This window comes from Pseudoalteromonas sp. S1608 (genome assembly GCF_005887265.1).
Taxonomy (GTDB): domain Bacteria; phylum Pseudomonadota; class Gammaproteobacteria; order Enterobacterales; family Alteromonadaceae; genus Pseudoalteromonas; species Pseudoalteromonas undina.
Genome location: NZ_PNDK01000002.1, coordinates 310,379 through 325,069, shown reverse-complemented (window position 1 = coordinate 325,069; position 14,691 = coordinate 310,379). Strand labels below are relative to the sequence as shown.

General features: G+C 39.2%; 11 protein-coding genes. 9 read left to right on the top strand and 2 right to left on the bottom strand.

The window, feature by feature from the left end:
* Positions 1 to 3: 3 nt before the first annotated feature.
* The 4 genes from CWB75_RS01790 to icd all read left to right on the top strand — a co-directional run bounded on the left by CWB75_RS01790 (position 4) and on the right by icd (position 8,682).
* Positions 4 to 2,253: an NAD(P)-binding protein gene (locus CWB75_RS01790; protein WP_138569729.1), complete on the top strand. Its 2,250-nt coding sequence runs from the start codon at positions 4 to 6 to the stop codon at positions 2,251 to 2,253.
* 87 nt (positions 2,254 to 2,340) lie between these two features.
* The gene (locus CWB75_RS01785) at positions 2,341 to 4,611 is read left to right on the top strand and encodes a TonB-dependent receptor (RefSeq protein WP_138569728.1); all 2,271 of its coding nucleotides are present in this window, start codon (positions 2,341 to 2,343) and stop codon (positions 4,609 to 4,611) included.
* A 28-nt stretch (positions 4,612 to 4,639) separates the two neighbouring features.
* Positions 4,640 to 7,336, top strand: coding sequence for a 7TM diverse intracellular signaling domain-containing protein (locus CWB75_RS01780; protein WP_138569727.1), 2,697 nt, complete (start codon positions 4,640 to 4,642; stop codon positions 7,334 to 7,336).
* 95 nt (positions 7,337 to 7,431) lie between these two features.
* Positions 7,432 to 8,682 carry an NADP-dependent isocitrate dehydrogenase gene (gene icd, locus CWB75_RS01775; protein ID WP_138569726.1) on the top strand — a complete coding sequence of 417 codons (1,251 nt, stop codon included), beginning with the start codon at positions 7,432 to 7,434 and terminating at the stop codon, positions 8,680 to 8,682.
* 12 nt (positions 8,683 to 8,694) lie between these two features.
* Here the strand turns inward: icd and CWB75_RS01770 are convergent, their stop codons facing one another.
* Entirely contained in the window at positions 8,695 to 9,141 is a 447-nt protein-coding gene (locus CWB75_RS01770; protein ID WP_055012570.1) for a hypothetical protein, read from the bottom strand.
* 109 nt (positions 9,142 to 9,250) lie between these two features.
* Complete coding sequence (locus CWB75_RS01765; RefSeq protein ID WP_054201033.1) at positions 9,251 to 10,198, bottom strand: LysR family transcriptional regulator; 948 nt, start codon at positions 10,196 to 10,198, stop codon at positions 9,251 to 9,253.
* Positions 10,199 to 10,315: 117 nt separating this feature from the next.
* Between CWB75_RS01765 and aceK the strand changes: the two genes are divergently transcribed.
* The 5 genes from aceK (at position 10,316) to lepB (ending at position 14,643) form a co-directional block, all read left to right on the top strand.
* Positions 10,316 to 12,106 (top strand): bifunctional isocitrate dehydrogenase kinase/phosphatase, encoded by a 1,791-nt coding sequence (gene aceK, locus CWB75_RS01760; RefSeq protein WP_138569725.1) that lies wholly within the window; start codon positions 10,316 to 10,318, stop codon positions 12,104 to 12,106.
* Between the two features lie 46 nt (positions 12,107 to 12,152).
* Positions 12,153 to 12,545 carry a hypothetical protein gene (locus tag CWB75_RS01755; protein WP_010390199.1) on the top strand — a complete coding sequence of 131 codons (393 nt, stop codon included), beginning with the start codon at positions 12,153 to 12,155 and terminating at the stop codon, positions 12,543 to 12,545.
* A 19-nt stretch (positions 12,546 to 12,564) separates the two neighbouring features.
* The gene (locus CWB75_RS01750) at positions 12,565 to 13,527 is read left to right on the top strand and encodes a zinc-binding dehydrogenase (protein ID WP_138569724.1); all 963 of its coding nucleotides are present in this window, start codon (positions 12,565 to 12,567) and stop codon (positions 13,525 to 13,527) included.
* Between the two features lie 87 nt (positions 13,528 to 13,614).
* Positions 13,615 to 13,869 (top strand): DUF2999 family protein, encoded by a 255-nt coding sequence (locus CWB75_RS01745; RefSeq protein ID WP_008113615.1) that lies wholly within the window; start codon positions 13,615 to 13,617, stop codon positions 13,867 to 13,869.
* 123 nt (positions 13,870 to 13,992) lie between these two features.
* Complete coding sequence (lepB, locus tag CWB75_RS01740; protein ID WP_138569723.1) at positions 13,993 to 14,643, top strand: signal peptidase I; 651 nt, start codon at positions 13,993 to 13,995, stop codon at positions 14,641 to 14,643.
* Positions 14,644 to 14,691: the final 48 nt, after the last annotated feature.

Sequence of the window (14,691 nt, the reverse complement as noted above, 5' to 3'; positions counted from 1 at the left end):
CCCATGAACCAAGAAAAAATCGTGATAATTGGTGGCGGTGTATCGGCTATGACTGCTGCACTGTATTTAACTGAGCAACCTGACTGGCAACAGCATCGAACTATCACAGTATACCAACAAGGCTGGCGTTTGGGTGGTAAAGGAGCAAGTGGTCGAAATGCGGCTAGCGGGCAGCGTATTGAAGAGCATGGCTTACATGTTTGGTTTGGTGCTTATGTAAATAGCTTTAAAACAATAGAAACGGTTTACACTAAATTACAACGGCCAGCCGATTCACCTTTATCTACATGGCAGCAAGCATTAAAACCGCATAGCTTTATAGCCTTAGAAGAATATATTGATGACCAATGGCAAACATGGCCAATTGATTTCCCATTACTTGCAGGGAATCCTGCTGATGGAAGTTTAGATATAACGCCATGGGATTTTATTAAAATGACCCTAGCTTGGCTAAAAAAGTGGATATTTGATTTACAGTCAGCAGCAAAAAAAGCTAATAAAAATATACAATTAAGTACAAAAAAAACACGAGATCAATCTTTATTACGGCACTTGCACCAACAAATAACAGATTTGGTTGATGATACCGAAGATGCTTGGCGAGATTTTGCTGATGATATAAAACAATATTCGAGTGAAGTTGCTTCTACTCCAAGCTTATTAATCAATACATTAAATAAGTTTGCCCACGCCGACAATACATTAAACCCCCAAGTACATGAGAAAAAAGATGGCCTTGTTATTTGGTATATAGTTAGAAAGCTAAAGCGCTGGCTTAATAGCGAAATGATTGAGTTGTTAGACAATAATTCGCAGCTTAGACGATTATATATTTGCGCAGACCTTGCTATCGCAATGCTAGTTGGTTTGGTAAAAGACAAAGTATATCGAGAAGGGTTTGAGGTTATAAATAAATTTGATTTTAGGCAATGGCTTATAAGAAATGGGGCAAATGAGCAATACAGTGCTAATTCGGCGCCTATACGAGGGTTTTATGATTTGGTGTTTGCGTACCCTGCGGGTGACCTAAGTAAGCCCAATGTTGAGGCTGGTGTCGCATCATTGGCTATGTTACGCATCGCGCTGTGTTACCGCGGAGGGGTCATGTGGAAAATGCAAGCGGGGATGGGCGATGTCATCTTTGCTCCCTTATACGAACTACTAAAAAAAAGAGGGGTTAAGTTTGAGTATTTTCATCAATTGCAAAGCCTGACTCCCAGCCTAAGTGAGCAAGGAGAGAGTTTTGTCGAGACCGTTGAACTTCAGCAACAAGTTTCTTTGCTCGCAGACGCAGAGTATCAACCACTGGTTAATGTTAAAAAACTACCTTGTTGGCCAAGTGAACCACTTTATGCGCAAATTAATAGTGAACAAGCCGCACTATTAAAGCAGCATGATATTAATTTAGAATCTTTTTGGTCAGACTGGCCGTCTCAATACGAAAACCATTTTGGGCAGCCACTGCCAATAAAAAAATTAAACTACAAAGAAGATTTTGACAGAATTGTGTTGGGTGTATCTGTGGCGTCACTTGAGCACGTATGCCCTTCATTGTTAGCGTGGGATACTAAATTTGCAGCGCAAGCAAAGCAAGTCAAAACGGTGGCAACCCAAGCTGCCCAACTATGGCTTAATAAAACAGACGAGCAATTAGGCTGGCAATATATTCCAAAGAGTAAAGAAGGCCCAATTCTAAGTGGCTTTAGCGAACCATTTGATACGTGGGCGGCAATGATGAATTTAGTCGACAAAGAGCAGTGGCATACTGATTGCCCTCCTAAAAACATTGCTTATTTTTGCAGTGTTTTTCCTTGTGAGTACTATCCACCAAAAAGTGAATATCAATTTCCTCTACAGGCTAAATCGCAAGTAAAGGTAAATCTAGAAGCAATACTAGAAAAAAACATGCAGTCCTTATGGCCGCTTGCATATCAAAATAATGAGTTTGACTGGTCTGTATTATATGAAATATCGTCATCAGGGGATGAACGATTAAATGCTCAATACTGGCGAGTAAACGTTGACCCAAGTGAGCGTTATGTTTTGTCAGTTGCTGGTTCAAGTAAGTATCGACTGGCGACAGATGAGACAAAATTTACAAATCTTTTTATTACCGGTGACTGGATTAAAACGGGTGTTAATGCCGGTTGTGTTGAAGCGGCTGTTATGGCAGGTATGCAAACAGCCAGAGCAATGGTGGGTTACCCACAACACATTAGTGGCGAAAATGCATTTGCAGTTATCAAAAATTAAAATACTCTTCCAGCACAGCTTTAATCGGTTGATTAGTATATAGTTAAACATGTTGTTTACATTTATTTAGCGCAAAGGTCACGTGAAATGAAAAATAAAGGCAAGCTTCTCAATAAAAATATATGGTTGGTATGCTTACCAGGCTTTTTACTGCCACTGCAGGCGAAAGTAGTGGTAGAGGGTAAAAGTGATGACCAACCGAACATGGAAATCATTGAGGTTTATGCGCAAAAAAGAGCGCAAAAAATTGAAGAAGTCGGCATTTCTGTAAGCACAATAAAAGGGGACGATCTCAAAGCGCAACATGTTAAAGACTCAACAGAGTTATCTGTATTTGCCCCAAATTTAAAAATTAGTCAAAACGCAGCGGAAGGCACACCACCAGCGGTTAATATTCGTGGCGTAGGGCTAGTTGATTATAACACCGCTAATACATCGCCGGTGGCGATGTATGTGGATGATATAGCCGTGGGCTCTGCCAGTAACCAAATTGTAAACTTATTTGATATTGAGCAGATTGATATTTTGCGTGGCCCACAAGGAACTTTATTTGGTCGTAACTCTACTGGCGGGGCTATTTTAATCCGCTCTAAACGCCCTGAGTTTGAACAAAGTGGTTATTTAAGTGCTGGTATTGCTAATAACAACGCGACCAGTGTAGATGCTATGTTTAATTCAGCTATTGGAGACAACACAGCCGTTCGTGTTGCGCTAAACCATCAAAATTATGATTATTCTACAAACAATATTTTCGCTGATTCACCAACAGCGGGGATGCGGCAAACAAATGGCCGAGTGTCCTTTTTAGCTGACTTTGACACTGTGCGGTTGTTGATAAAAGGGCATATTTCTGATTGGGATGGCATAGTTCAGCCTGTTGGCAGTATTGGGGTTATTGCAAACCCATTAACAGGAGAGCGATGCTCGCCAGCACAAGCAGGTTCAACCACCTGTTTTGATAACTTTGGATTTAATGATGGCAGTGATGATTTTTATACAGTAAGCGTTAATAATAATTCGCCACATAAAACCGATGGTAAGGGAGGGAGTGCCCATGTTAATTGGCAATTGGATACACACAATGAGCTTATTTCACTAACTAGCTATAACAAGTTAAAGCGTGATCATGCCTTTAACTGTGATGGCTCTCCAGCACGGTTATGTGAAGGCAATTTAGGTTTAAATACTGATTTAGTAACGCAAGAGTTTCGGTTGCAATCTCAGCTCGCAGAGCATTTTCTTACAACGGGAATTTATTATGCTGATGAGTCTATTATTCAAGACAATGTAAATGATATTTTACGAGATTATCGAGGCATTTTAGAGACAGATTTAACCGCTACTTTTTTCTATGATAATAGGATAAAAACAAAGAGCATTGCAGCGTTTACCCAACTTGACTATCAATTAAACCAAGATTGGCTAATTACCGCTGGGCTTCGTTATTCTTATGAGTCTTTAGATTACGACTCAACATCCCAGCTTAATATTATTTTAGACCCTAACAATTTAACCGGAGTTAAGGTGCCATTTTATCGTGTTCAGGGAGAGCAATCAGATAATGGCATTTCTGGTCAGTTGGCTGTGAACGTTAAGCTAGATGATGCAACCTATGCCTATTATCGATTTGCTAATGGCGCAAAAAGCGGAGGCTATAACGGTGGGTTTTTATCATCGGTTGAACAAGCACAGCTTGCTGATTATCAAAAAGAACGATTGAACTCACATGAAATTGGCTCAAAGTCTTGGTGGCCACAGTTGGGCATGCGATTTAATTGGGCTGCATTTTATTATGATTATAATGACCAACAGGTGTTTATGAATCAGCCTTCAGTGTCTGATCAGAGCCCGCCTATTCAATTATTAGAAAATGTGGCTGACTCGATTATATATGGCCTAGAGGCTGATTTTGAGTATTGGCTGACCGATGATTTGAATGTTAAGTTTGCTATGGGTTATATACCCCATGCAGAGTTTGAAGAATATGTTGATCCTTTAGGTAACGCATTAACAGATAATCGCTTGCCGTTTACCTCAAAATGGAACCTCAGTGCAGGCATTGAATACACGCTTGAGTTGGCGAATCACCCACTAACAACGCAATTATTAGTTGATTATCAATCCGACTACTATTTTGATCAGAATCAAAACCCTTATGCGATGCAAGATGGCTATAGTATTTTTAATGCAAACATACATTATCAACATGATAACTGGGCGATTGCTATTTGGGGAAAAAACCTCTTTGGTACGCAATATAGTCACTTAAAATTTGATTTAAGCTCTTTCCTTGGCATGCTTGAAGACTTTAAAGGTGAAGGCAGGCGTTTTGGTTTAGATGTTAGTTATCAGTTTTAATTTTAGTCTTTAAATTAAGGTGCGAAGTATGCCAATGAAGGCAGTTCTAAAGCTATTTTTATATTGTGTATTTTTGTGCTTTAGCAATTTAGCGCCGGCAGATACACTCGCTCCTATTGTTTATACTTTAAAACAACAAGATACTGATTTGCTCGGTCAGGGTCATGTATTTCAGGTAACGAGTGGTACTTTTCCCCGTAACCACAGTGAAATAGAAATGTGGCTTGAAGATAAACAACCACAATCAAGAACATCGTTTTTTGGTGGTAGTTTTTGGTTTGTCATAGCACTTGAAAATAAAACAGATTTAGATGAACTGGTGCTCTATCCGTATAACACGTTACTTTCAAAAATCGAAACCCGGATTTATGATATATCGAACTTTGATGAACCAATAAAGCAGTATGTCACTGGGGGGCTTTACCCAAATGAGTTTGCATTTCATTATGGGAATAAAGTTAAGCTGGCGCCTAATCGTTCTTACGTATTAATTGCAAAATTTCAAAGTGAATATTTTTATACTCCACCAAAATTAGTGCTTTCATCTTATGACGATTTTTTTGTAAGAAAAACCTCAGACAACATGATTATGTTGCTGTGCTTTGGGGTTGGTATTGCGTTAGGTTTATACAATTTTCTTATTTACTTGGGGGATAGAGATAAAACCCATTTGTACTACGCCATGTTCACAGCATGCTGGGTGTTGGCTTGGAGTCAGTTTTTTCATATACCGGATCAAATTTTTGGTTTTTACAATGCCCATTTTCATTGGTTAGGTTTTACTTTAATTCCCATCACAAATATTTTATTTTTTAACAGCTTACTTAAATTAAAAGACACGTCTCCTAAGTTATCTCGATTATCAATCTACTTAGGCATTGTTGCCACCGCAGGCGCACCTTTTGCAATGGTTTGGCCTGGTTTTGGCTTTATTTGGGCCACTTTAGTGACAGGGGCAACTTTATCTTTAGGTATGGTTGTTGGTATACGAAGCTGGATCAGTGGCTTTAAGCCGGCTCGCTATTTTGTTCTCGCCTATTTGGCTATGGCGATTCCTAATATGGTTGGCAATTTAACTAATCTAGGAATTATTGAGCCAATAAAAATGGATCTCTATTTACTTGGGCTTATTGGCACAGCGCTCGATGCGGTATTACTTGCTTTTGCTGTCGCAAATAAATTCAGTATTTTGCATCATCAGAATGTTGAACTGACTAAAAACTTGGAACACAAGGTTAAGCTGCGTACCCAAGAGTTACAACAATTGGCGGAAGAGCTTCGTGATGCAAGTGAAGCTAAAAGTCGATTTTTAGCCAATATGAGCCATGAGATCCGCACCCCAATGACATCCATTATTGGTTATGCTGATGGGATAATTTTAGGTGATATACAGCCTCATGAAAGAAATCATGGGATCAGGGTGATTTTGCAAAACAGTCGTCATGTACTTGGGCTAATTAACGATATTTTGGATATGTCGAAAATTGAGGCTAACCGTTTAGAGATAGAATTAGTTGAAACGGATTTGTTTGCCACTATTGCTGAAATTGAATCATTACTAGGAAAGCAAATCCGCGATAAAGGCTTAAAATTCAAAGTTGATTATCAATTTCCATTACCAGATTGGATAGTCTCAGATCCAACTCGACTTAGGCAAATATTATTAAATTTAGCAACCAATGCACTTAAATTTACTACCCAAGGCTACATAATGCTGACGGTGAGTTGCAATCAAAAGCAACTAATAATTAAAGTTGAAGACACGGGTATTGGAATGACTGAAAGTGAGCAAAAAGATTTGTTTACTCCTTTTCATCAAGCAGACTCGTCAATTTCTCGTAAATACGGTGGTACTGGACTTGGCTTAAATATATCAAAAAGCTTAGCAAACAAACTAAATGGGAATATTACTGTATTTTCTGTGGTAGGTAGGGGTAGTGAGTTTTGCTTTACTATGGAGTTAAATACAACCGAACATACGCAATGGGTTAACACATTCGACGATATACGTAAGCCACAAACTAAAGAACTATTTTCAAATAATAGTCAGCGAAATTTAGTGGGTAGAGTACTTGTGGCTGAAGACCATCCAGAAAATCGTCAGCTTATTAAGCGAATTTTAGAGCGGATGGGGTTAACCGTTGTCGCTGTTGAAAATGGTCGAGATGCAGCGCAAGCAGCGATGGATGAAAGCTTCGACTTAATTTTATTAGATATTCAAATGCCAATTATGGATGGTGAGCAAGCAATTAAGATTATACAAGCAACAGGGGTAACAACACCCATTGTGGCGCTCACTGCTAACACGATGAAGCATGAAATTGATCGCTATTTAAAACAAGGTTTTACTGATCATATTGCCAAACCTATAGATAGAAGCTGTTTTAGTAGTAAAATTGCAAGTTATCTTGATATTGATATATGCGAGAACATTAAGCTACCCGATGAGGAGTTTGCACTACTCAAGCAGGAATATATTAAAGGGTTAAATAAACAAAAAGACACGTTAGTGTCTCAATTTAAGCAGGGTGATATAACGGGTTTTGCACGCAGCGTGCATATGATCAAAGGAACGGCTGGAATGTTTGAATGCAAAGCGTTGTATAAACAGGCTGTTGATTTTGAAACAAACTTAAAGTCTTCACCTGACGCTTTCGACATACAACAAGTTGAGGCTCTACTCAATGCGATTGACGTTATTTTAACCGTTAAAAAAGCACCTTAAATTTTACATTTTATCGTTGAATAACCGCTATACGCTTTGTTATGAAGACAAGTAGGGTTATGCATGCTTAAATATATTCTCTTGTAGGAGGACGTATGCAGTATCAACATATTAAGGTGCCAGACAATGGCGACAATATTCACATTGATGATCAAGGACAGTGGCATATACCCGAACAACCTATTATTGCCTATATTGACGGTGATGGTGTTGGCTTAGATGTGATGCCAGTAATGCGTCAAGTAGTGGATGCTGCCATAGAACATTGTTATGGCAAGGAACGTAAGATACATTGGATGCAGGTGTATAATGGTGAACAAGCGGCCCAGCTTTATGATGGCGACTGGTTCCCTCAAGAAACCATTAATGCAGTACGTGAATGCAAAATTGCTATAAAAGGGCCGCTAACCACACCTTTAGGCGGTGGCTTTCGCTCCCTTAATGTTGCGCTTCGCCATGAAATGGATTTATTTGTTAATATGCGTACTATAAAAGGCTTTAGTGCTTTACCCTCGCCATTAAAAAATCCCTTTACCACTAACATTACCGTGTTGCGCGATAGTAGTGAAGATGTTTATTCAGGAATTGAATGGCAGGCGGGGAGTGTTGAAAGTGAAAAAATGCTCGATTTTTTGTGTGAAGAAATGGGCGTAACCCGTCTTCGTTTCGCTCAAGAGTGTGGTATAGGGATTAAAAATATATCTAAAGAAGGGTCAGAGCGATTAATACGCTTTGCCATTAATTATTCCCTTAAAAATGAGAGAGAGTCACTTACGTTAGTGCACAAAGGTAATGTTCTTAAATTTACCGATGGGGCGTTTAAACGCTGGGGCTTTGCGCTTGCAAAACAAGAATATAATGCCAAAGAACATGAAAATGGGCGTTGGCTTGAAATACAACGAACCAATTTACCCCCCTTGATTATTAAAGAAGTGATTGCCGATAATATGTTGCAGCAATGCTTGATGGATCCTGCGCAATTTGATGTGGTGGCTACTACAAATCAAAATGGTGACTTTTTAGCCGATATGCTCAGTGCACAGGTTGGGGGGGTAGGGATTATGCCTGCCGCCAATTTAAATACTGAGGTGGCTTTTTTTGAGCCGACACATGGCACGTTCGAGCGAATAGCTGGTCAAGATAAGGCAAACCCGAGCAGTAGCATATTAAGTGCAGTGTTAATGCTTAAGTATATGGGATGGGTTGAAGCGGCATGTTTAATCGAAAACGCCTTAGAAACTACATTTGCCAGTGGGCAGGTAACTTTTGATTTGGCTCATTCAAATCATAACTCGACAACCTTAAGCTGCAAACAATTTGCTAGTGAGGTTATCGAGCACTTTTAAACGATTGCATTGTTAAGCTGCTGAAGCGTTAGTGGCTGCTTGACGATGAACACATGGACGCTCTGTTAGCTCTGCTGCTCTGTGATAAAGCTCATGTGCACTTGGCTCGTCACATACAGTGCCACTGAGCGTGTCCATTAACGCAACTACAATAATGGCAGGTACTTGACAGCAGTATTCATCTAATACAGCTTCGGTTGTTTGTGCATCAACATGGCAATGAGGGTGGCTTTTACGTTGATAGGCACTTAATAAAGTGTTTACGTCAAGAGTATCGTTTTCTTGATGTTTATTTTTACGACATTTACAGCCGAATTCATCAACTAATGTGGCAAGTGACTGGTAAACGTGACCCGTCTCAAGCGGCGTATTTGGGCATAATTGTTGTTCAATGAAGTGATGTAAATTTGCATCAATGAATAACCCGTCTTGTTGTGTGAAGCTTGCTGATGTTTGCATAATTATTACTCTTAGTTTGTTGGCTTAACTTCACTGTAGCGCTAAGTGTAATATTAATGAAATTGTTGTTTTCAATAACTGATATTGATTTTATCAATATTTTAATATGTTACCTATCAACCACTGTATTTGCGAACGCCAATAACTCACGTCTAAGCCATTGATGCGCTGGTGTGTGGTGTAATAACGGGCTCCAAATCATTTTTACTTCTATGGGCACGACTTGAAATGGTACTGGGCTAATCACTAAATTAGTATGACTGGTTAATAGCTTTGCTTGACGACGGGGTAGCGTAGCTATGAGTTGCTCAGATTGACACAGTAAGCTGGCAATCATGTAATGGCGAGTAAATACGCGTATTTTACGGGTTTGTTCTAATTGCCACAAAGCTTCATCTACCCAGCCTAATTTTTGTTTTCCTGACTTATTGGTCACTGCGGGCTCTGGCCCCCAGCCTGCGCGGTTAACCCATATATGTTCGCTTTGTAGGTATTGATTTAAGTTAGCATGCGTTAAAAAATCATTATTTGGGTGGGTTAAACAACAATAATTATCTCGCCATACAGTCGCTTGATGAAAAGAGCGCGGCAGACCATTAAAACGATTTATTGCCAAATCGATAGTGCCTTTTTCCATATCTTGTAAATTTACATCACTGGGACTGAGCACATCAAAGTCAATGCCCGGGTTTTTAGCTAGTTGCTCGCAAATAAAGGGGGCAATTAGAGTCGATTCTAAATAATCGTTTGCCATAATACGAAATGTAACTTGCGCAGTTGCTGGGTTAAATTGCTCGCTTGGTTGAGTGATCTCCTCTGCCATTTTAAGCAGCGCTTCAATTTCAGGTTTGAGCGACAGTGCTTTGGCTGTTGGAGTCATAGAGCCCGCAGCTCGTACCAGCAAAGGATCATCAAATAAATCTCTTAAACGTTTTAACGCATTACTCATCGCTGGTTGAGTTAAAGCAAGCTTATTAGCTGCTTTTGATACGCTTTTTTCATCTATTAATACATTTAAATAGACGAGTAAATTGAGGTCGACATTTCTTATATTCATATGATCAATTTTATTTATTTGCTGTATTAATTACCTAAATTAAAGTGTGCTTGCTAAGGTGTAAACCTCTAATAAAAAATAATCAGCATAATTGCTAAAAATAGAAGCGCCTAAATCATGCCAAGCACGCTATTAACCTCTCAACATAATTCGGTACAATCCGTGGTCGCCACTAAGTTAGCCCGAGCGATATTTGCAGGCTTTGAGGCTATGTTTGCACAATTTTTAAATATCACCTTAGGGGCACAAAGTCGCTTTGAACAACGCAAGTACCATGAGGTGCAAGCAGCAATGCGAGAGCGCTTACAAGTGTATGAACGCCAAGTAAAGCAAGTTAGTGAAGCTGTTAGAGTGATTGCTTATGATGAATTGAATTGCCCTCAAACATGGCAACGGGCTAAAAATATTTATGGTGAGATGGTAAAAGAGCATGAAAACCAGCCCATTGCGCATACATTTTTTAATTCTACTTTTGGCGCTATTTGGGATGATAAAAAAATTCGCACAGTTCACTTATTTGTATTAAAAGCAAAATACCGAGGGCAGCCGCGCTCTTATGAAGGGCTTGTAAGTCGTATCTCCTTAAAAGAAGGGTTTGATCAGGCAATTAAAGCCTTATTAAATGAGCAAGTGTTTAGAGTCCCCTTTAAAGATTTAAGTAGTGATTTAACTAAGTTACAAGCAACGTTAACGCAAGGTGCTCAGCAGCAATGTCGACAAGTATACGAATTAATAAACTTAAATGATGGTTATATTGAATACGCTAATTCGCATTTTTATCGCAATAAGGCCTGTTATGTCATAGGGCGATGTATTGCCAAAAATGGCGATAACATGCCTTTTGCAATTGCAATTTTAAATACCTCTGACGGGCTTACAATTGATGCTGTAATGATGGGGGCTGATCAACTAAGCTTATTATTTGGCTTCGCACGTACCTATTTTATGGTAGATACCGACCAACCTGCCCGTTATGTTGACTACCTCAGTGTGTTAATGCCTCACAAACAACGGTTTGAATTATTTAATGCGATTGGTTTTATTAAACATGCAAAAACCGAGTTTTATCGTTATAAAGTAGATACTACTAAAAGTAGTCCCGCAGAATACACGTACCATCTAGCGCCAGGGACTCCGGGTATGGTGATGCTAGTTTTTACCATTGACGGCCTAGATTATGTATACAAGGTGATAAAAGATAAGTTTAGTGCCCCAAAAACAGCAACTAAACAACAAGTAAAAGATAAATATAACTTTGTAAAACAAGCTGACAGAGTAGGGCGATTAGTTGACACTCATGAGTTTAGATACCTTGCATTTGACTTAAGCCGTTTTAGTGATGAACTGCTAATAGAAATGAAAAAACACATTGGCGATAGCTTAGTCATTTCCGGCAAAGCCTTAATACTAAAGCATGTTTACGTTGAGCGAAAAATGGCACCGCTCAACCTGTATATCAATCAATGTAATAGTAAATCACTTCAGCAAGTGATGCTTGATTATGGTAAAGCGATAAAAGAGCTTGCCAGTGCAAATATTTTTGCTGGTGACATGCTGATGAAAAACTTCGGCGTAACACGTTGGGGGCGAATAGTATTTTATGATTATGATGAAATTTGCCCTCTCACCGATTGCAATTTTAGAGACGTGCCAAATACACAAAACGCGTTAGAAGAATTAAGCTCACACAGCTATTTTGATATTGACCAAAATGATATATTTCCCAGTCAATTTAAAGTGTTTTTTAGTGCCAGTAACAGTGCGTTTAACCACTTTAACCATTACCATAGTGATTTATTTACGGCAAAGTACTGGCAAATGATCCAGCAAGGAATTGAGCAAGGCCAGCTTCCAGATGTATACCCTTATAAGCAAAGTTGGCGTTTTAATACTATGTCAGTAAATTAACGCTGAGTTGGTTTCTTCAGGCACAGTTAACACGATAAGGATTATGATGAAATTTACTATATTCGCTTGCTTAGTTTTATTGCCATACTCTGTATTTGCCAATCCCCTATTAGGTACGTGGGAGTTTGTTCAAGGAAAATACGCGGTAGAAGATGGGTTTGTCAGCGCTAAAGCCCCAGAGATAACTTCAATCAAATTAGTAACAGCAACACACTTTAGCTATATCACAGAAAAAAATGGCCAATTTAGTTATGCTGGTGGTGGCCAGTACCAATTAACCGATGGGCAATTTATTGAAACCTTTGAGTATGGCAATATTGCATCATTGATGGGTAAAACCATGGCTTTTGATTATAAAGTTGAAGGGAATTTGTGGCATCATTCTCTTACAGAAAATGGCCAGCTAGTTGAAGCCGAAGTGTGGCGAAAAATCAAATAAACCCAATACAAGGAGACTTATGCAGTACATTTCACATCATGAGCAGCAGTTAGCGTTTTCGAAAACCGATAAACCGAAGGTTAACAATAATGAAGTGCTGGTAAAAGTGGCAGCGATTGGGGTTAACCGCGCTGATTGTATGCAGCGTCAAGGTAAGTATCCTGCTCCTGAAGGAGATAGCCCTATTTTAGGACTTGAGTGTGCAGGCACCGTGTGTGAGCTTGGCAGTGAGGTAGACCCTAAATGGCTCGGTAAGCGTATTTTTACTTTATGTGCTGGTGGCGCTTACAGTGAATACGTCGCAGTAGATGCGCAGCAGTTAATGATATTGCCCGATCATATCTCTATGGCGCAAGGTGCTGCTATAAGCGAAGTGTATTTAACAGCCTTTGGTGCGCTATTTGAATTAGGCAAGTTACAATCAGGGCAAACGGCGCTTATTCATGCCGGTGCCAGTGGTGTTGGTGGTGCGGCTATTCAGATGGCAAAAAGTGCTGGTGCACAAGTAGTGATTACCGCGGGTTCGGATGAAAAGTGTGAACATGCTAAAAGGTTGGGTGCTGACCACGTAATTAATTATAAAACCACTGATTTTGTTGAGTATATGAAATCACATAAGCTCACTGCAAACGCCATTGTTGACCCTGTTTCTGGTAGCTATTTAAATAAAAATGCCATAGTGGCCGCAATGGATTGTCAGATTGTTATGCTGGCATTTTTAGACGGGCGCTTTGCAGAGGTGGACTTTGCGCGCTTATTACAAAAACGGATTTCGTTTCATGCATCAACGCTACGTAATCGCAGTACTGAGTTTAAACGTGCTCTGAGAGATGCCTTTGTCTCGCGTTTTTATGATGATATTGCCAATCAGAACTATGACTTTAATATTTATAAAACCATGTCATGGAAGCAAGCCAGTGAGGCTCATGCCATTTTAGAGGGTAATGAAAACTCAGGTAAAGTTGTGCTACTGGTTGAATGATATAAGCAAGCACAGCGGGATTAATATTGTTAATTAGGCTGTGCGCCCATATAATTTAGTGAACACTATAAAATATTAAGGCAAATAATGAATCCAATTATTGCAATATTAAAAGAGCACAACGTTAGTGATGAAAAAGTAGCTGCGTTGTTTGAAGCATTTACCCAAAACCCAATGATGGCCATGGCATTAGTGCAAGAGCTGGGTATACCACCTGAAAAGCTTCAGCAACTAATGGCTGTGGTGATGACTCAACCGCATTTGATTAAAGAAGCCACTGATGAATTAGGTCTTGATTTTGCAAAAGTACAAGAAGCGAAAGACAAGTTAAATCAGCAGTAAACCACCTTTAGAGACATGTTTTATACATGTCTCTATCATTAAACATGTTTTGTTACACACTCCTTTGAACGGCTCTGCGTTTATACAGTCAAATAAATACTTAACCCATAGCAGAGACAAAACATGAAGCGACTTTATAAATTTTGGAAAAATAATCGTTCTTTAATTGTATTCATTATTTTAATGAGTGTTTTTAGAAGTGCCGTCGCCGATTGGTATGAAGTACCAACAGGTTCAATGAAACCGACTATTGAAGAAGGCGATCGAATCCTTACCGATAAAATGGCGTATGATTTACGTATACCATTTACGCATGTATCCCTGTTGAGAATGGGGGACCCACAAACTGGCGATATTATTGTATTTGACTCGAAAGTAGCGGATAACCGTTTGATTAAGCGAGTAATAGGTGTACCTGGAGATACTATTGTACTTAAAAATAATGAACTTATTATCAACGGCGAAAAGCTTAATTACACACATTTGCAAAGTAATACGACTTCTTTAGATAAAATAGAAAACTTAAATGGTTATAAGCATTCAATCCGCGTTAGTAATACACCATCACGTTTATCGAGCTTTGATGAAATAACAATTCCTGAACACTACTATTTAGCCATGGGTGATAACCGTGATAATAGTGCAGATTCTAGAGTAATAGGGCTTATCCCACGTGATGAATTACTAGGTAAAGCCGAGCGTGTGATTGTATCGCTTGATTACGATAACTATTATTTACCTAGAACAGAGAGATTTTTAAAACCTTTAGAGTAATAGAACTGCTGTTAGCAAGGCTAACCATAAGGTGTTAGCCTTAATTCG

Coding starts and splice junctions, on each gene's coding strand:
- CWB75_RS01790 (WP_138569729.1), top strand. CDS start 4: ATGAACCAAGAAAAAATCGTGATAATTGGTGGCGGTGTATCGGCTATG.
- CWB75_RS01785 (WP_138569728.1), top strand. CDS start 2,341: ATGAAAAATAAAGGCAAGCTTCTCAATAAAAATATATGGTTGGTATGC.
- CWB75_RS01780 (WP_138569727.1), top strand. CDS start 4,640: ATGCCAATGAAGGCAGTTCTAAAGCTATTTTTATATTGTGTATTTTTG.
- icd (WP_138569726.1), top strand. CDS start 7,432: ATGCAGTATCAACATATTAAGGTGCCAGACAATGGCGACAATATTCAC.
- CWB75_RS01770 (WP_055012570.1), bottom strand. CDS start 9,141: ATGCAAACATCAGCAAGCTTCACACAACAAGACGGGTTATTCATTGAT.
- CWB75_RS01765 (WP_054201033.1), bottom strand. CDS start 10,198: ATGAATATAAGAAATGTCGACCTCAATTTACTCGTCTATTTAAATGTA.
- aceK (WP_138569725.1), top strand. CDS start 10,316: ATGCCAAGCACGCTATTAACCTCTCAACATAATTCGGTACAATCCGTG.
- CWB75_RS01755 (WP_010390199.1), top strand. CDS start 12,153: ATGAAATTTACTATATTCGCTTGCTTAGTTTTATTGCCATACTCTGTA.
- CWB75_RS01750 (WP_138569724.1), top strand. CDS start 12,565: ATGCAGTACATTTCACATCATGAGCAGCAGTTAGCGTTTTCGAAAACC.
- CWB75_RS01745 (WP_008113615.1), top strand. CDS start 13,615: ATGAATCCAATTATTGCAATATTAAAAGAGCACAACGTTAGTGATGAA.
- lepB (WP_138569723.1), top strand. CDS start 13,993: ATGAAGCGACTTTATAAATTTTGGAAAAATAATCGTTCTTTAATTGTA.